At 68.6% G+C, this 16,462-nt stretch carries 21 protein-coding genes; 7 read left to right on the top strand and 14 right to left on the bottom strand.

Annotation, left to right across the window (positions count from 1 at the left end):
* Positions 1–286 precede the first annotated feature (286 nt).
* Positions 287–964, top strand: a complete 678-nt coding sequence (locus GGR66_RS00535; protein ID WP_184446845.1) for a hypothetical protein — start codon at positions 287–289, stop codon at positions 962–964.
* Here the strand turns inward: GGR66_RS00535 and lptB are convergent.
* The 5 genes from lptB to GGR66_RS00510 form a co-directional block, all read right to left on the bottom strand.
* A complete protein-coding gene (gene lptB, locus GGR66_RS00530; protein ID WP_184446844.1) occupies positions 961–1,680 on the bottom strand; it encodes an LPS export ABC transporter ATP-binding protein in 720 nt (239 codons plus the stop codon). The genes GGR66_RS00535 and lptB overlap by 4 nt on opposite strands.
* Positions 1,680–2,270, bottom strand: a complete 591-nt coding sequence (gene lptA, locus GGR66_RS00525) for a lipopolysaccharide transport periplasmic protein LptA (protein ID WP_184446843.1) — start codon at positions 2,268–2,270, stop codon at positions 1,680–1,682. Before lptA ends, lptB begins: the two co-directional genes overlap by 1 nt.
* The gene (gene lptC, locus GGR66_RS00520; RefSeq protein ID WP_184446842.1) at positions 2,248–2,814 is read right to left on the bottom strand and encodes an LPS export ABC transporter periplasmic protein LptC; all 567 of its coding nucleotides are present in this window, start codon (positions 2,812–2,814) and stop codon (positions 2,248–2,250) included. Before lptC ends, lptA begins: the two co-directional genes overlap by 23 nt.
* Positions 2,811–3,359: an HAD hydrolase family protein gene (locus GGR66_RS00515; RefSeq protein ID WP_017910666.1), complete on the bottom strand. Its 549-nt coding sequence runs from the start codon at positions 3,357–3,359 to the stop codon at positions 2,811–2,813. Before GGR66_RS00515 ends, lptC begins: the two co-directional genes overlap by 4 nt.
* A gap of 90 nt (positions 3,360–3,449) precedes the next feature.
* Positions 3,450–4,451 carry a KpsF/GutQ family sugar-phosphate isomerase gene (locus tag GGR66_RS00510; RefSeq protein ID WP_184446841.1) on the bottom strand — a complete coding sequence of 334 codons (1,002 nt, stop codon included), beginning with the start codon at positions 4,449–4,451 and terminating at the stop codon, positions 3,450–3,452.
* Positions 4,452–4,503: 52 nt separating this feature from the next.
* Here GGR66_RS00510 and GGR66_RS00505 point away from each other — a divergent pair, with 52 nt between their 5' ends.
* Genes GGR66_RS00505 through GGR66_RS00495 form a run of 3 tightly spaced genes read left to right on the top strand, consistent with a single transcriptional unit; the run spans position 4,504 to position 6,380 of the window.
* Complete coding sequence (locus tag GGR66_RS00505; protein WP_184446840.1) at positions 4,504–4,746, top strand: BolA/IbaG family iron-sulfur metabolism protein; 243 nt, start codon at positions 4,504–4,506, stop codon at positions 4,744–4,746.
* 48 nt (positions 4,747–4,794) lie between these two features.
* On the top strand, positions 4,795–6,069 hold the full coding sequence (gene murA / locus GGR66_RS00500; RefSeq protein ID WP_160970870.1) for a UDP-N-acetylglucosamine 1-carboxyvinyltransferase: 1,275 nt from the start codon (positions 4,795–4,797) through the stop codon (positions 6,067–6,069).
* Entirely contained in the window at positions 6,066–6,380 is a 315-nt protein-coding gene (locus GGR66_RS00495) for an EF-hand domain-containing protein (protein ID WP_184446839.1), read from the top strand. Before murA ends, GGR66_RS00495 begins: the two co-directional genes overlap by 4 nt.
* 324 nt (positions 6,381–6,704) lie before the next feature.
* On the opposite strand, the gene GGR66_RS00490 is transcribed toward GGR66_RS00495, so the two are convergent.
* The 6 genes from GGR66_RS00490 to purM all read right to left on the bottom strand — a co-directional run bounded on the left by GGR66_RS00490 (position 6,705) and on the right by purM (position 11,071).
* Positions 6,705–7,388, bottom strand: coding sequence for a DUF3108 domain-containing protein (locus tag GGR66_RS00490; protein ID WP_184446838.1), 684 nt, complete (start codon positions 7,386–7,388; stop codon positions 6,705–6,707).
* Between the two features lie 2 nt (positions 7,389–7,390).
* Entirely contained in the window at positions 7,391–8,245 is an 855-nt protein-coding gene (locus GGR66_RS00485; protein WP_184446837.1) for a DUF3108 domain-containing protein, read from the bottom strand.
* Positions 8,246–8,307: 62 nt separating this feature from the next.
* Positions 8,308–8,961 carry a phosphoribosylglycinamide formyltransferase gene (gene purN, locus GGR66_RS00480; RefSeq protein WP_184446836.1) on the bottom strand — a complete coding sequence of 218 codons (654 nt, stop codon included), beginning with the start codon at positions 8,959–8,961 and terminating at the stop codon, positions 8,308–8,310.
* Complete coding sequence (locus GGR66_RS00475) at positions 8,958–9,404, bottom strand: hypothetical protein (RefSeq protein WP_184446835.1); 447 nt, start codon at positions 9,402–9,404, stop codon at positions 8,958–8,960. The genes purN and GGR66_RS00475 overlap by 4 nt, the downstream gene beginning before the upstream one ends.
* Before the next feature lie 8 nt (positions 9,405–9,412).
* Positions 9,413–10,042, bottom strand: coding sequence for a DUF2238 domain-containing protein (locus GGR66_RS00470; RefSeq protein WP_184446834.1), 630 nt, complete (start codon positions 10,040–10,042; stop codon positions 9,413–9,415).
* A gap of 6 nt (positions 10,043–10,048) precedes the next feature.
* Positions 10,049–11,071, bottom strand: a complete 1,023-nt coding sequence (gene purM / locus GGR66_RS00465) for a phosphoribosylformylglycinamidine cyclo-ligase (RefSeq protein ID WP_184447420.1) — start codon at positions 11,069–11,071, stop codon at positions 10,049–10,051.
* Between the two features lie 140 nt (positions 11,072–11,211).
* On the opposite strand from purM, the gene GGR66_RS00460 reads away from it, so the two are divergent.
* The 3 genes from GGR66_RS00460 to hda are packed head-to-tail and all read left to right on the top strand — an operon-like array spanning position 11,212 to position 14,209.
* Positions 11,212–12,315, top strand: a complete 1,104-nt coding sequence (locus GGR66_RS00460) for a DUF2066 domain-containing protein (RefSeq protein WP_184446833.1) — start codon at positions 11,212–11,214, stop codon at positions 12,313–12,315.
* Complete coding sequence (locus tag GGR66_RS00455; RefSeq protein WP_184446832.1) at positions 12,312–13,481, top strand: AI-2E family transporter; 1,170 nt, start codon at positions 12,312–12,314, stop codon at positions 13,479–13,481. Before GGR66_RS00460 ends, GGR66_RS00455 begins: the two co-directional genes overlap by 4 nt.
* Positions 13,478–14,209, top strand: a complete 732-nt coding sequence (gene hda / locus GGR66_RS00450; RefSeq protein ID WP_184446831.1) for a DnaA regulatory inactivator Hda — start codon at positions 13,478–13,480, stop codon at positions 14,207–14,209. Before GGR66_RS00455 ends, hda begins: the two co-directional genes overlap by 4 nt.
* Before the next feature lie 59 nt (positions 14,210–14,268).
* Here the strand turns inward: hda and murU are convergent, their stop codons facing one another.
* From murU to GGR66_RS00435, 3 genes are all read right to left on the bottom strand, one after another.
* Entirely contained in the window at positions 14,269–15,000 is a 732-nt protein-coding gene (gene murU / locus GGR66_RS00445) for an N-acetylmuramate alpha-1-phosphate uridylyltransferase MurU (RefSeq protein WP_184446830.1), read from the bottom strand.
* Positions 14,997–16,025: a phosphotransferase gene (locus tag GGR66_RS00440; RefSeq protein ID WP_184446829.1), complete on the bottom strand. Its 1,029-nt coding sequence runs from the start codon at positions 16,023–16,025 to the stop codon at positions 14,997–14,999. Before GGR66_RS00440 ends, murU begins: the two co-directional genes overlap by 4 nt.
* 73 nt (positions 16,026–16,098) lie before the next feature.
* Complete coding sequence (locus GGR66_RS00435) at positions 16,099–16,368, bottom strand: GlsB/YeaQ/YmgE family stress response membrane protein (RefSeq protein ID WP_010344083.1); 270 nt, start codon at positions 16,366–16,368, stop codon at positions 16,099–16,101.
* Positions 16,369–16,462: the final 94 nt, after the last annotated feature.

Below are 16,462 nucleotides of genomic sequence, written 5' to 3'. Positions count from 1 at the left end.
GAGTTTGTATTATGGCTTTTCTTTCGGGCGTGAAGAAGCGTGCGGTATTTTACTCTGCTTTCCTGCTGTTAGGTGTGAGTGATATTGCTTCAGCGAGCAGTTCGGTTACGATTGGGGGAGTGACAACCACTTGCGATAATAGCTGTGTTGTTACCAATCTCGGCGGTGGAAACTATTCGATTTCTGATTGCTGTGGTGGTCAGATTCACACGCGATATAGAACTCCGGGAACTCCGGAGCAAAATTGATTTTATATTAGTTTTATTTTCGCGCAGCCGGGGTTGCAATGAGAAAAGTTTATTTTTCGGGTTGTATTTTGGTTATTGCGACCCTGGCTGTGGCGATTTGGGTTTTTGGTTGGAACACTTCTGGTTCGGAAGTATTCAATAGTACTGGCGTTTTAACGAAAAAGCATCAGGGCTATAACGCTCGGAATCCATCTGCAGTTAGCTCGGATCTGTCCTCTTCCATCCCATCCGATAATTCGTCTGGCGGTGTAAAATCAACCGGCTTAGAAGTCGAGCGGGCCGATTCAAAAAAATTCGGTGGTGAGGTAGCCTTATTGGCTGGAAACTCAATTTCCGTAGGCAAAGCTAAGGTCATTCTTGACCGAAAAAATTTCCCTGCCTTTTTGAAAGAGATTGCATCAAAATCTGTTTCTGACCCAGAGGCCCAAGAGTTGAAAAAGATATACTCTTCAACAATAGATAAGGCTGCTGGAGAGAGGCAGGGTATTAGTCGTGTAGAGTTTGAATGTGGCGTTACGCTATGTGTTGGGTCTTTTGATGTTTCAGAGAGATATAATTCGCCAGACTTGGTGTCCGACGTGTTAGGGCGCTCAAATCCTGTATATGGATTGCTTGAGACATCTGATGCTGCGGACGATGTCGTGGAAAAAAGATTTGTTTTTTCTGTTGACCCGAAGGTCAAGTCAATTTCATCAAATTGGCTTGAGGGTAATTAAAGTTTAAAGGAGTCTCCGAGATAAACTCGGCGAACTTCAGCGTTGGTCAGCAGAACATCTGGCGCTCCCTGCGCCAACACGCTGCCCTCGTTGAGGATATACGCCCGGTCGCAGATTCCCAAGGTTTCGCGCACGTTGTGGTCGGTGATCAACACGCCGATGCCGCGCTGCTTGAGGTGGGTGACGATGCGCTGGATTTCGCCGACCGAGATCGGATCGACGCCGGCGAAGGGTTCATCGAGCAGCATCAGCCGCGGCTTGGCCGCCAGCGCGCGCGCGATCTCGCAGCGGCGGCGCTCGCCGCCGGAGAGGCTGGCGCCGAGCTGGTCGGCGACGTGGCTGATCTGTAGTTCGTCCAGCAGCGCCGCCAGTTCGCGTTCCTGTCCGGCGTTGTCCAGATCCTCGCGCAGTTCCAGCACCAGGCGGATGTTGTCGGCGACGCTGAGCTTGCGGAACACCGACGGTTCCTGCGGCAGGTAGCCGACGCCGAGCTTGGCGCGCTTGTACATCGGCAGCGCGGTGATGTCGTTGCCGTCGAGCACGATGCGACCCGCATCGGCGTCGACCAGGCCGACGATCATGTAGAAGCAAGTGGTCTTGCCGGCACCGTTGGGGCCGAGCAGGCCCACCACTTCGCCGGCCTCCAGGGTCAGCGCGAAGTCGCGCACCACTTCGCGCTGCTTGTAACGCTTGCGCAGGCCTTCGGCGAGCAGCATCACTGGCCTCCTTGCTTGGTCGGCTTCGCCGGTGCCGCGGCGGGCTTGGCGGGGGACTTGGCGCCGGCTGCCGGCGCGCCGGCCGGCGTTGCCGCGGCGGCATTCTTCGGCTGGATCACCGTGTGCACGCGGGTACCATCGCCGCCGCCCTGCATGTTGCCGGTCTTGGTGTTGTAGACCATGCGCTGACCGGCATTGGTGCCCTTGGGGGAGGTCATTTTGTAGTTGCCCGTCAGGATCACTGTATCGTTGCCGACGGTGTAATCGATCGTGTCGGCAGTGCCATTCACGGTGGAGCCGTCGTCCATGTCCTGCTTCAGCGTGGCTTGCTTGCCATTGAGCAGGATCCTGTCGACATCGCCATTCTTGCGGAACAGGTCGGCCGTGTCGGCATGCACTTCAAGCGTACCCTGCACGATGATGACGTTACCGGCGAAGCGGCACTTGCCGTCATCACCGCTCAAGTTGTCGCAATTGTTGGTGTCGGACTTGATATCCATCGGTTGGTTGCGGTCGGTCGACTTTGCCAGCGCCAGGGTCGGCAGCAGCAGGGCGAGCAGGGCGAGCTTAGCGGGCAGCATTCGGTTCATAACGGGTCTTGACCTGTGAAAGGAGCTTGTACTGCCGGGATTTCAAGTCGACTTCGAAGCCGACGCCGGACTGCATCATACCGGGCCGGGTCATCGTGACCGGGGCGGCGGTGCGCGCGCTGTTGGTCTGCGGGAAGACGTCCAGGCTCTGCGTACGGAAGGTGGTGGGCGGGATGCTGGGCACCTTTGGGCTGTCGCCGGCGACGTCGTCGCGCAGGCGCAGTTCGTCGCCGTCGGCGCTGACCCAGCCGGTCTTGCTGCGCATCTCCCAGTGCTGGCCGTTGGCGTCGGGCAGCAGGAACAGCGGGGTCACGATCGACATCGTCTGGTCGGCGCGGCTGCGTTCCATCTGCGGCGCGCGCAGGGTCATCGCTTCCTTGCCCTGCTTGTCCAGGCTGACGATCTCGAAGTCGCGGGCGATGTAGTCCACGCTGGCTTCGTCGGAAGGATTGCGGGTGGGCTTGCTGCGCTGGTTCCAGGCCGACCAGCCGCTGATCAGCGCCCCGACCAGCAACAGGGTGCCAAGGGTGGTGCGCCAGTTCATGCGCCATGCTCCTGCAGCAGTGAGGGGACGTGGCCCTGCGCGGCCAGCAGCACGTCGCACAGTTCGCGCGCTGCGCCTTCGCCGCCGCGGGCGCGGGTGGTCCAGTGCACGTGTTCGGCGGTCCAGGGGTGGGCGTTGGCCGGGGCCACCGCCAGGCCGACCACGCGCAGCGGCGCCAGGTCGGGCAGGTCGTCGCCCATGAAGCAGACCTGCTCCAGGCCGATGCCGCGCTCGTCGCACAGCGCCTGCACGCCGGCGCGCTTGTCCTTGACCCCGATCTGCACCAGCAGGCCCAGCTCCTGGCCGCGCTTCTCCGCGGCCAGGCTGGGTCGGGCGGTGATCAGCGCCACGTCGATGCCGTGCCGGCGCAACTGCACCAGTCCCTGGCCGTCGAGCACGTTGAAGGCCTTGCTCTCGTTGCCGTCGCGGTCGTAGTACAGGCGGCCGTCGGTCAGCGTGCCGTCCACGTCGAAGCACGCCAGGCGGATCCGGGCGGCGCGGTCGATCAGGTCGGCGGGGAGGTCGGCCAGCGGGGAATAGGGCATGTTCGGGATATCGGGGCGGGGAGGCCGGCTTTCCAGCGGCCAGGGCCAGCGGCGTGGGGACGCCGGCGGGCGGTGAACGGGTTCAGCCTGTTAAACCACTCTGGCGCGCAACAGGTCGTGAATGTTGAGTGCGCCGACCGCGCGGCCGGCCGCATCGACCACGATCAGGCCGGTGATCTTGTGGGTCTCCATCAGCAGTGCGGCCTCGGCGGCGAGCTGGTCGGCGCCGATGGTACGCGGCTGCCGGGTCATCACCTCGGCGATGCGGGTCTGGCGTACGTCCAGCGCGCTGTCCAGGGTGCGGCGCAGGTCGCCGTCGGTGAACAGCCCGAGCAGGCGGTCGTCGGCATCGACCACCGCGGTCATGCCCAGGCGCTTGCGGCTCATCTCCACCAGCGCCTCGCTGAGGCTGGCGTCCTCGCGCACCTTGGGCAGTTCGTCGCCGCGATGCATGACGTCGGTGATGTGCAGCAGCAGGCGGCGGCCGAGGCTGCCGGCCGGGTGCGAGCGGGCGAAGTCGTCGGCGGTGAAGCCGCGCGCGTCCAGCAGCGCCACCGCCAGCGCATCGCCCAGCGCCAGCGAGGCGGTGGTGCTGGAGGTCGGCGCCAGGTCCAGCGGGCAGGCCTCGGCCGGCACGCTGACGTCCAGGTGCAGGTCGGCTTCGCGCGCCAGCGTGGACTGCGGGCGGCCGGTCATCGCGATCACCGCGTTGCCCTGGCGCTTGAGCACCGGCAGCAGCATCAGGATCTCGTCGGATTCGCCGGAATAGGACAGCGCCAGGACCACGTCGGCATCGGTGATCATGCCCAGGTCGCCGTGCCCGGCCTCGCCCGGGTGCACGAAGAACGCCGGGGTGCCGGTGGAGGCGAGGGTGGCGGCGATCTTGCGCGCCACGTGGCCCGACTTGCCCATGCCGGTGGCGACCACGCGCCCGCGCGAACCGAGGATCAGCCGGCAGGCGGCGGCGAAATCGGCGCCGATGCGCGCGCCGACCGCCGCCAGCGCGGCCTGCTCGATCTCGACCACACGGCGGCCGCTGGCGACCAGGCCGGCGTCGTCGGGCGTCGTGGGAGACAGGGGCGATACATCCATGCGGGTGCCGGTCGGAGGGTAGAATGGCCGATCATTTTATGAGGAAAGCCCGGTGGACGCCGAAACCATCCGTAAACTCATCGAGGCCGGCCTGCCGGACGCGCAGGTGCAGGTGCAGGGCGACGACGGCGTGCACTTCGAAGCCACCGTGGTCAGCGCCGCCTTCGCCGGCAAGCTGCCGCTGGCCCGCCACCGCATGGTCTACGCCACCCTGGGCGACCTGATGGGCGGCGCGATCCACGCGCTGGCGCTGAACACCCTGACCCCCGAGCAGGCCGGGCGCGTCGCCGGCTGAGCCGCCGCGTGCCCGTCATTCCCCTTCTTTCCTTCCCCCACGAGACCCATGGCCAAAATCGTAGTGACCGGCGGCAACGCGCTGCACGGTGAAGTGAACATTTCCGGCGCCAAGAACGCCGTGCTGCCGATCCTCTGCGCGACCCTGCTGGCCGATGCGCCGGTGGAGATCACCAACGTGCCGCAACTGCACGACGTGATCACCACGGTGAAGCTGCTCGGCGAGCTGGGCGCGGAAGTCACCATCGACGAAGGCACGCTGTCGCGCGGCAGCGCCATCACCGTCGACCCGCGCAAGGTCCACCAGCACGTCGCCCCGTACGAGCTGGTGCGCACCATGCGCGCCTCGATCCTGGTGCTGGGCCCGCTGCTGGCCAAGTTCGGCGCGGCCGAAGTGTCGCTGCCCGGCGGCTGCGCGATCGGCTCGCGGCCGGTCGACCAACACATCAAGGGCCTGCAGGCGCTGGGCGCGGAGATCAGCGTCGAGAACGGCTACATCAAGGCCAGCAGCAACGGCCGGCTCAAGGGCGGCCGCTACGTGTTCGACATGGTCAGCGTCACCGGCACCGAGAACGTGCTGATGGCCGCAGCCCTGGCCGACGGCACCACCGTGCTGGAGAACGCGGCGATGGAGCCGGAGGTCAGCGACCTGGCCGACTGCCTGATCGCGCTGGGCGCGAAGATCGAAGGCGCGGGCACCTCGCGCATCGTCGTGCACGGTGTGGAACGCCTGTCCGGCGGCCGCCACGCGGTGCTGCCGGACCGCATCGAGACCGGCACCTTCCTGGTCGCCGCGGCGATGACCGGCGGTAGCGTCACCGTGCGCCGCGCGCGTGCCGACACCCTCGACGCGGTGCTGGACAAGCTCACCGAGGCCGGCGCCAGCATCGAGACCGGCGAGGACTGGATCCGCCTGGACATGCACGGCAAGCGCCCGCGTGCGGTCAGCCTGACCACCGCGCCGTATCCCGCGTTTCCCACCGACATGCAGGCGCAGTTCATGGCGCTCAACTGCGTGGCCGACGGCGTCGGCGTGATCAACGAAACGATCTTCGAGAACCGTTTCATGCACGTCAACGAACTGCTGCGCCTGGGCGCGGACATCCAGATCGAAGGGCACACCGCGATCGTGCGCGGCACCGAGCGGCTGAGCGGCGCGCCGGTGATGGCCACCGACCTGCGCGCCTCGGCCTCGCTGATTCTGGCCGGCCTGGTCGCCGACGGCGACACCACCATCGACCGCATCTACCACCTGGATCGGGGGTACGAGAACATCGAGGAGAAGCTGGGGGCGCTGGGCGCGTCCATCCGGCGCGTCGCATGATCCTCAGCGGCCGCTTCACCCGTCGGCGCAAGGTGTTGCTGGCGATCGTCGTGGTGCTGCTGGCCTGGGTCGGCTATGCCTGGTACACCGGCATCGCCATCACCCAGGGCATCGAGGAGCGCGACATGGACTGGAACGGCGACGGCCAGGTCACCCGCGACGAGATCTGGCAATCGTTCTACGCGGTCGGCGTGAGCCGCACCCAGAACGGCCCGCGCGAGTGCAGCACGTTCTACTGGCGCAGCAACGGCGCCCAGATCCGCGTGGATTGCCGCACCACCTTCAAGGCCGCGCCGGCGGAGAAGAAGTAAGGGCGTGGGGCAGGGCGCTGCATGGACGGCGCCCGCATCAGCAAGGCACGTCGGTCGCCATGCTCCGATGTTTCATGGAGAGGACTCGACGCGCGCCTTGGGGGTTTGCTGCAAATCGCCGGCCGGTTTCCGCAGGATGATGCGCATCCTTGCGTCGGGCTGAAGCCCCTCCCACATGGGGACACTGTGCGCTAGGGGACTGCTGTTGCGGTTCCCCAATCCCGGCTCACCGGGTCGCGGCTGAAGCCGCTCCTACATGGGAACCGCCACGAGCGGGGAGCCGCTTTTGCGATTCCCCAATCCCGATTCCCCATTCCCGGCCCCTCAGCGCAACGACTTGATGGTCAGGTCCAGCGCGTCCTGGCCGTTCTCGCGCTGCAGGATGCGCACCGGCACCGGCATGTCCGGCACGATCCAGGCCACGATCTCCTTGGAACCGTCGGTGCGGGTGACCTTGGTCGCCTGCTCGGTCTTGCCGTTGACGGTGACCGCTTCCTTGCCGGCGACGTGGTAGGTCATCGGCTTGGCGCGGCCCTCGTCGACCATGCGGTAGCTCGGGGTCTTGCCGGCATTGACGTCGCGCGCGATCGCCAAGTTGATCAACAGTGCGTCCATGTCGCCCGGCTGCAGCTTCACCGGGCCGCGGCGGTCGGCCTTGAGGTCGCCGCCCCAGGTCGCCTGGCCGGTGCTCCAGTCATAGTTGGCGGTCACCGCCTTCTTCTTGATCAGGAACACCGAGCGGTCGTCGCTGCTGAGCGGACGCAGCTGCCCGCCCTTTTCCTCGAACACGGTGCTCTGGCTGAGGTCGGCGACCTGGTTCTTGATCGCCAGGCTGTAGCGCCAGCGGTCGCCGCCCTGCTTGGCCAGGGTCATCACGCCGTTGGCCTGCATGCCCATGTAGCTGGCCTGGTAGTCCGCGGTGAACGGCTCCAGGGCCAGGGCGGGCAGGCTTGCCGTGGCCAGCAGGGCGGCAGCGAGGGCGGTCAGCGGGCGGGCGATGCGGGTCATGGTCAGGCTCCTTGGTATTCGGTCAGGCGCAGGTCGATGCGGTCTTCGCCGTCTTCGCGCTGCAGGATGCGCACCGGCGTCGGCACGCCGTTGGCGATCCACAGGATGGTCTCATTGCGGCCGCCGTTGGTGCGCGACACGCGCAATGCGTCGTAGCTGATGTCGCCCACCTGCACGGTCTCGGTCTGGTCGGCGGCGCGGTAGACATGTTCGCGCACCCGGCCGACGTCGACGAAGCGGTAGGTCATGGTCTTGCCCGGCTGCGCGTCGCGCATCAGCGAGAGGTTGAGCAGCAGCGCGCTCTGGTCGCCGGGCTGCAGCGGGATCGGCGCCTGCCGATCCTTCTTCAGGTCGCCGTCCCAGCGCGCCACGCCCTGTTTCCAGTCGTACACGCCGGTGACCTTCTTGCCGAAGAACACCGCCTTCTTGACCGTGCTCTGGCTCTGCGGGACGTAGCGGCCGTCCTGCACGGTGAACACCGTGCTCTGCTCGATGTTCAGGCCGAGGATGCTGGCGAAACCGCTGCGGCCATGCACGCCCAGGTCGACCCGCCACTGGTCGCCGCCGGTATGCACCACGTCCATGCGCGCGTCGCCGGCCGGCTTGCCCTTGTACAGGGCGTCGTAGGTGGCCACGAACGGCTGCAGCGGAGGTGGCGTCCACGCCTCTGCGGGCAGCGCCGGCGACGCCGCGGCGGCCGGTGCGGGTGTGCCGGTGGCGGGCGTGGTCGGAGCGGGGGCGGTCTGCGGCGCCGGCTGCGCGGCGGGCGCCGGCGCGACCTGCGCAGCGACGATGGGCGCCAGCAGGCCGAGGCCGGACGCAACGAGGAGGGCGAACGGACGCGGAGCGAGCTTCATGGGATCGGCTGGCGTGGGCGGGAGGGAAGAGGGGAGGGGTCGCGGAAGGTGCGGCAGCGCATTCAGGTAAGCAGCACGTCGTCGCAATCTAGGCGCAGCGGACTAAACCGGCACTGACCGTCCAGCCAGACCTTGCCGTCCCGTTCAGCCAGGCGACCCGCCGCGGCCAGCCGCAGCACCGCGCACAGCAGCCGGTGTTCGCGCGGCAGCAGCCGCTGCGCCAGTTCGTCGGGGCCGTCGCCGGCCTGCACCGGCACCCGCACCTGCGCGATCACCGCGCCGGCGTCCAGCTCCGGCACCACGAAATGCACGCTGGCGCCGTGCTCGGCGTCTCCCGCAGCCAAGGCCTGCGCATGCGTGTGCAGGCCACGGTACTTTGGCAGCAGCGAGGGGTGGATGTTGAGCAGGCGCCCGCCGAAGCGCTGCACGATGCCGGCGCCGAGAATGCGCATGTAGCCGGCGCAGACCACCCAGTCCGGCCGTGCCGCGGCGACCGCGTCGCCCAGCGCCTGCTCGAACGCGGCGCGGTCGGGGAAGGTCTTGGGCCGCGCCGACCAGCGCCGCTCCGGCGCCACCATCGTCAGCGCCGGCGCCTCGGGGCGATCGCTGAACACGCCGACCACCTCGGCATCGAGGGTGCCGGCGGCGATCGCGGCGAGGATGGCCTGCAGGTTGGAACCGCGGCCGGAGGCGAGCACAGCGAGGCGAAGCGTCATCGGGCAGGGTTCCGGAACAGGTCGCCCACCACAGGGCGTTGCAGTGTCAGCAAGGTGGCGATGCCCAGCGCGGTGCCCAGCGGAAAGCCCAGGCAGGTGATCGCGGCGCCGGTGTAGCACAGCCCCAACTGGCGACGCTGGCGCAAGGCGCGCGCAAGCAGCACCTTGATCACCAGCGAAAGCAGGCCGAAGCCGAGCAGCACCGACAGCATCACGATCGCGATGACGCCGCCCTGGGCCTGGTCCGGACTCTGGCCGACGGCGTTGAGCCGCGCCTCCTCGTGCACGCCGTAGCCCAGCACGGCGCCCACCAACAGCACCACGAAGAACTGCAGCCCGGCCATCACCGCGTACAGCCTCGCCAGGTTGTCCAGGTCGGTGGTGGTACGCGCCACTTCGGCGGCACGGCCGCCGGGGACGGGGAGGGGCGGTGGCAGCGACATCGTCGGTCTCAGCGCGGCGCGGAAGGAAGCGGGGGCGCGGCGCGCCGCCACGGCCAGGCGCTGGCGCAGCCCAGGGTGGCCAGCAGCATGTCCATGTGCGCATCCCAGGGATCGCCCTGCTGGCCGTTGTAGGACTCGGCCTGCTGCGGCGACAGCAGCAGCGCGATCAGCCATTCCAGCCATTCGTAGACCAGGCTGACGCACATGATCGCCATCGTCGCCAGGACGAAGGCCTGGCGCGCCGACAACGCCGGCCAGCGCTGGCGTGCGTGGTCACGTAGCGCCGGCGCGACGCACACGCCGAATAGCAGGTGGATCAGCCGGTCGGTGTGGTTGCGCTGCCAGCCGAAGGCCGCGCTCGGCGACCAACCGCCGGTCAGCGTGCGCAACCATTGGTCGTAGGGCACATTCGAATAGAGCCAGTGCGCGGCGACGTTGTGCACGCTGATGAACATGCAGATGGCGGCGAAGTGGCCGGTGCGCAGCGGCCAGCGGCGGTCGTGCCAGACCAGCCAGGCCAGGCCCAGCACCGTCAGGGAGCTGTGCATGGCCTGTTCCGCCGGCCATAGCGGCCGTATCCAACTGGCGGCGAACACCGCCAGCGCCAGTGCCAGCCAGGCGCGCTTGGCCGCCGCCATGTGCCTTTAGCCGATGTGCACGCGTTCGCCGGCGCCGGCCGCCGTCACCGCGCCGATCTGCCAGTGCGCCAGGCCCAGCGTGTCCAGGCTGCGCTCCAGCGCGGCCACCTGCTCCGGCGCGGCGACCAGCACGAAGCCGATGCCGCAGTTGAAGGTGCGCCACATCTCGCTGTCGGCCACCGCGCCTTCGCGCTGCAGCCACTCGAACACCGGCGGCAGGGTCCAGGCGCTGGCGCGGATGTCCAGGCCCAGGCCATCCGGAATCACCCGGATGATGTTCTCGGTCAGGCCGCCGCCGGTGATGTGCGCCATGGCGTGGATGCCTTCGCCCTGTTCGCGCAGCAGCGACAGGATCGGCTTGACGTACAGCGCGGTCGGCGCCATCAGCGCGTCGGCCAGGGCCACGCCGCCGACCTGCAGCGCGTCGGGGCGCCCGGCGCGGTCGTAGATGCGGCGGATCAGCGAGTAGCCGTTGGAGTGCGGGCCGGAGGAGGCGATGCCGATCAACACGTCGCCCTGGCGCACCTTGGAGCCGTCGAGCAGCTGCGACTTCTCCACCGCGCCGACGGTGAAGCCGGCCAGGTCGTATTCGCCCGGCGGGTACATGTCGGGCATTTCCGCGGTCTCGCCGCCGATCAGCGCGCAGCCGGCCAGTTCGCAGCCGCGGGCGATGCCGCCGACCACCGCCACGGTGGTCTCCACGTCGAGCTTGCCGGTGGCGAAGTAGTCCAGGAAGAACAGCGGCTCGGCGCCCTGCACCAGCACGTCGTTGACGCACATGCCGACCAGGTCGATGCCGATGGTGTCGTGGCGGCCGAGCTGCTGCGCCAGCTTCAGCTTGGTGCCGACGCCGTCGGTGCCGGACACAAGCACCGGCTCGCGGTACTTGCCGGACAGGTCGAACAGCGCGCCGAAGCCGCCCAGCCCGCCCATCACCTCGGGGCGGAAACTGCGCTTGACCAGGGGCTTGATGCGTTCGACGACGGCATTGCCGGCATCGATGTCGACGCCGGCGTCGCGGTAGGTCAACGGGGCGGCGGCGGGGGGCTGGGAAGTGGTCACGGGCGGCGGGGTCGGGCGGAAAGGCGGCGATTTTAACAGGCCGCATTGGCGCTAGGCCCGCATTCGGGCAACAATTCGCCCCGGATACGCCGAGTACTGGACCCTTCATGCGCCGCAGCCTTGCCTTCCTTCTGTCTTTCGCACTGTGCCTGCCCGCCGCGAGCGCCTTGGCCCAGGCCGATCTGCGCACCGAGGGCGACGTGGCCGGCGCCACCGGCCCCTACGATGCCGAAGTGCCGGTCAACAGCCAGAGCGAGGCCGACCGCGGCGGCGCGCTGGCCCGCGCGCTCGGCGTGGTGCTGGGCAAGATCTCCGGCGACAAGAGCGTGATGTCGCGCCCGGGGGTCAGCCAGGCGCTGCGCAACGCCAAGAACCTGGTCGACACCTTCGACTACCGCCAGGACCAGGGCACCTCGCCGAGCGGCGCGCCCACCTTCCGCACCATCCTGGTGGCGCGCTTCCGCCCGCAGGACGTGGACGGCCTGGCCGCGGCGCTGGGCCTGCCGGTGTGGCCGCAGCCGCGGCCCAAGCCGGTGGTGTGGCTGGCCATCGACGACGGCAGCGGCCCGCGCCTGGTCGGCGTGCAGCAGTCCAATGCCGCGCGCAGCCTGCTCGACCGCGCGATCGAGCGCGGCTTCCGCCTCGGCCTGCCCACCGGCAGCGCCGCCGAGCAGGCCCTTGCCGGCGCGATCTGGCGCCAGGACACCGCCGCCGTGGCTAGCGCCTCGTCGCGCTACAGCCCGCCGATGCAACTGATCGGCAAGCTGTACCGCGGCAAGGCCGGCGGCTGGACCGCGGACTGGACCTTCGTGGACGGCGGCAAGGTGCTGTCGACCTGGTCGTCCAGCGACGCCGACGCGCGCCGCGCCATGGCCAGCGGTGCCGACGGCGCCGCCGATGCCCTGGTCAAGCGCTACGCCAAGGCGGTCAGCGCCGGCCCGGCCGGCATCTACCGCGTGGTGATCACCGGCATCCGCAGCGCCGACGACTACCTGCGCGCCTCCGCCGCGCTGCAGAACGCGTCTGTGGTGCGGCGCATCGTGCCGATCCGCGCCGATGGCGATCGTCTGGAGCTGGACCTGGACCTGCTCAGCGGCGTGTCCGGGCTGAACCGCATGCTCGGCCCGGACGCCGCGCTGCAGCCGGTGGTGGCGCCGGTCGAGGGTCCGGTGATCCTCAACAGCGAGCCGACGGAGTACCGCCTGAAATGACGTTGTCGCCCGAAGCCGAGATCGCGCTGTTCCTGCGCCGCCTGAAATGGACGGCGGTGATCCTTGGCGTGCTGTGGGTGGTGTGGCTGCTGGCGCCGATCCTGACCCCGTTCGTGCTGGCGTTGCTGCTCGGCTGGCTCGGCGATCCGCTGGTGGATCGCCTGGAGCGCGCCGGGCGCTCGCGCAACATGGCGGTGACCCTGGTGTTCGTGCTGATGGTGCTGCTGCTGGTGTTGGCGCTGGTGATCCTGGTGCCGATGCTGGAGCGGCAGATCGTCACCTTCATCGACGTATTGCCGCAGGCGCGCGACTGGTTCATCGGCACCGCGATCCCGTGGGCCGAGCAGAAGACCGGGCTGGAGCTGATGACCTGGCTGGACCCGGAGCGGCTGATCGACTGGATCCGCGGGCACTGGCAGCAGGCCGGCGGCGTCGCCGCGACCTTCTTCGGCTACCTGTCGCGCTCGGGCTTCGCGATGGTGACCTGGGTGGTCAACCTGGTGCTGCTGCCGATCCTGACCTTCTACTTCCTGCGCGACTGGGACCTGCTGGTCGCGCGCGTGGCGGTCACCATCCCGCGCAACCATGTCGGCACCATCACCCGCCTGGCGCAGCAGTCCAACGAGGTGCTGGGCGCGTTCATCCGCGGCCAGTTCCTGGTGATGCTGGCGTTGGGCGTGATCTACGCCGGCGGCCTGACCCTGGTTGGCCTCAAGCTCGGCCTGTTGATCGGCATCGTCGCCGGCCTGATCAGCTTCATTCCCTACCTGGGCGCGACCACCGGCATCCTGCTGGCGGTGCTGGCCGCGCTGGTGCAGGCCAAGGGCTTCGACCTGCAGTTGCTGATCCTGGTCGGCGTGGTGTTCACCGTCGGCCAGTTGCTGGAGAGCTACGTGCTGACCCCGCGCATCGTCGGCGACAAGATCGGCCTGCATCCGGTGGCGGTGATCTTCGCGGTGATGGCCGGCGGCCAATTGTTCGGCTTCCTCGGCATGCTGCTGGCGCTGCCGGTGGCGGCGGTGGCCAATGTGCTGCTGCACTACCTGCACGAGCAGTACCGGCAGAGCGACCTGTACGCGGGCGAGAAGTCGGCGATCCTGCTGGATACGGTCACCGAGCGCACCACCATCATCGAACTGCCGCCGCGCAGCCCCGATCAGCCGTGAGCGTGCCGCAACTGCCGCTGGCCCTGCGCTATCCGCCGGAGCAGCGCCTGGACCGCTATCTGGGCGCGCCGGACGGGCTGCTGGCGCAGCTGCAGGCAGTCGCCGACGGCACCGCCGACGACTGGGTGTACCTGTCCGGCCCCGCCGGCACCGGCAAGACCCACCTGGCCCTGGCGCTGTGCGCGGCCGCCGAACAGGCCGGGCGCAGCGCCGCCTACCTGCCGCTGCAGGCCGCCGCCGGCCGTCTGCGCGATGCGCTGGAAGCGCTGGAGGGTCGCGATCTGGTCGCGCTCGACGGCCTGGACGCGATCGCCGGGCAGCGCGAGGACGAGGTGGCGCTGTTCGATTTCCACAACCGTGCGCGCAGCGCCGGGGTGACCTTGCTGTACACCGCGCAGGCCATGCCCGACGGTCTCGCCCTGTCCCTGCCGGATCTGCGCTCGCGGCTGTCGCAGTGCACCCGCATCGCGCTGGCGCCGCTGGACGACGCCGGCCGCGCCGCCGTGCTGCGCGAACGCGCCCAGCGCCGCGGCCTGGTGCTGGAGGATGCGGCGATCGACTGGCTGCTCACCCATGCCGGACGCGACCTGGCCGGCCTGATCGGCCTGCTGGAGCGCCTGGACCGCGAATCGCTGGCGGCGCAGCGGCGGGTGACGGTGCCGTTCCTGCGGCGGGTGCTGGAAGGGCGGGGATTGGGGAGTGGGGATTCGGGATTCGAGAAGAGCTAGGCGGTCGCTCGGCCTGGCTGGCGCACGCGTTTGCGGGATTTGGCAAAGAGTTCGAGCGCTCAGCGCTTGTCCAATCCCGAATCCCCACTCCCCAATCCCAGCACCTCATTCAATTCCGCCAACCGCTGCGGCGTCCCCACGTCGGTCCAGCGGCCACGGTGATGCAGGCCGTGCAGCTGGCCGTGTTCGGCCTGGGCACGCAGCAGCGGCACCACCGAGAAGCGTGGCGGCACGCCCGGCGCGGTGGGCGCCGGGGCGGCGATGGTCTGCCAGTCGCGCAGCAGGGCGGGGCGGTACATGCCGATGCCGGCGTAGGTCAGCAGCGGTTCGCCGGTGTTGTGCACGTGTCCGTCGTCCTGCAGGGCGAAATCGCCGTGCGCCGCATAAGCCGGCGGATCCACCAGCACCAGTTGCGCCAGGCCGGGCGGCTCGGGCGCGAGCCGAGCGAAATCGAAGTCGGTCCAGATGTCGCCGTTGACCAGCAGGAACGGCGCCTCGCCGAGCAGCGGCAGCGCGTGCAGCATGCCGCCGCCGGTCTCCAGCGGCGTGGCGCCTTCGTAGGAATAGGCGATGCGCAGGCCGAACGCGCTGCCGTCGCCGAGCGTCTGTGGGAACTGTTCGGCCAGCCACGAGGTGTTGATCACCACCTCGCGCACGCCCAATGCGACGAGCTTGCGCAGGTGCCAGACAATCAGCGGCGTGCCGCCCACCGCCAGCAGTGGCTTGGGCGTGTACGCAGTCAACGGACGCATGCGCTCGCCGAGGCCGGCGGCGAAGATCAGCGCCTTCATGCGCCGCCCGCCGCGCGCTGCGCCAGGGCCGGCTTGATCCGCGTCTGCAGCAGCTGCGCCAACGGCTGCAGGCTGGGGTGCCGCGGCAATGCCTCGTCGAGGTAGGCGATGAAGCGCGGCACGTTGTCCAGGTACCAGGTCTTGCCGTCGCGGTAGTTCAGCCGCGCGAAGATGCCCAGGTTCTTCAGATGGCGCTGCACGCCCATCCATTCGGCGTCGCGCAGGAACTGCGCCAGCGGCGGCACCGGGATCCCAGCCTGCAACGCACGTGCGTGGTACCCGGCCAGCCAGGCGTCCACCCGCGCCAGCGGCCAGCTCACCGTGGTGTCCTTGAACAGGCTCACCGGGTCGTAGGCCACCGGCCCCACCACGCAGTCCTGGAAATCCAGCACCGCCGGGCCATCGGCTGCCAGCATCAGGTTGCGCGGCATGAAGTCGCGGTGCACCAGCACCTGCGGCTGTGCCAGCGCGTTGTCCATGAGCTGGCGCTGCACCCCGTGCAGGGCCGCGCGCTCGTCGTCTCCCAGAGTGATTCCCAAGTGGCGTTGCAGAAACCACTCCTCGAACAGCCCGGCATCGCGCTGCAGCAGCGCCTCGCCGAACACGCCCATGCCCGGCGGCGGCGCGATCGCCTGCAGGCGCAGCAACTGGCCGAGCGCGGCGTCGAAGTGCGCGTCCGCGGTGGTCGTATCGAGGCTTTGCGCCAGCGTCGGTTGCCCAAGGTCTTCCAGCAGCAGGAAGCCGGCCTCCGCGTCCTGCGCCAGGATCGCCGGCACCCGCACGCCGCCGCCGTGCAGCAGGGCGTGCATGCGCAGCCACGGCCGCACGTCTTCCAGGTCCGGTGGCGAATCCATCACGATGCGGCTGATGCCGTGGCCGTGGCTGCGCCAGTAGCTGCGCTGGCCGGCGTCCACCGAGGCGCGCTCCAGCGTCGCCTGCGCATCGTCCAGGGCCATGCGCGCCCAGGCCAGGCGGTGCGCGGCGCGTGCCGCAAGGACATCGGGAACGGTCGGACTGGCGCTCATCGGCAGGCTGCGGCGGAAACGAGCCGCACAGCGTAAACGGGCGCCGCCGCCGTGGCGAGCCGCGCCACGTGCCTCAGCGCTTGCTGGAGAACAGCCGCAACAGCGCAAGCAGGGCGATGGCGCCGAGCAGCGCGCCGAGGAAGCCGGCCGGCTCGCCGCGGCTGTACCAGCCCATGTAGTGGCCGAACCAGCCGGCCAGCAGCGCGCCGGCGATGCCCAGCAACACGGTGAACAGGCAGCCGGAGCGCCCGCTGCTGGGGCCGAGGAACCGCGCCAGCAGGCCGACCACGAAGCCCACCAGGATGATGTAGAGCCAGCTGTCACTGCCGAACAGAGTGTGCATGGAGAGCGTTCCGAGCGCGGAGGGGAGATCAGCGTCGGATCGTGCCAGATCGACGGTGATGGCGTCGATGCTTGCGCGCGCGGCGCGGGCGCTA

It is taken from the genome of Xanthomonas sp. 3498 (assembly GCF_014199795.1).
GTDB classification, from domain to species: domain Bacteria; phylum Pseudomonadota; class Gammaproteobacteria; order Xanthomonadales; family Xanthomonadaceae; genus Xanthomonas_A; species Xanthomonas_A rydalmerensis.
The sequence above is the reverse complement of the archived record's forward strand: the minus strand, read 5'-3'. Positions and strand labels throughout refer to the sequence as shown.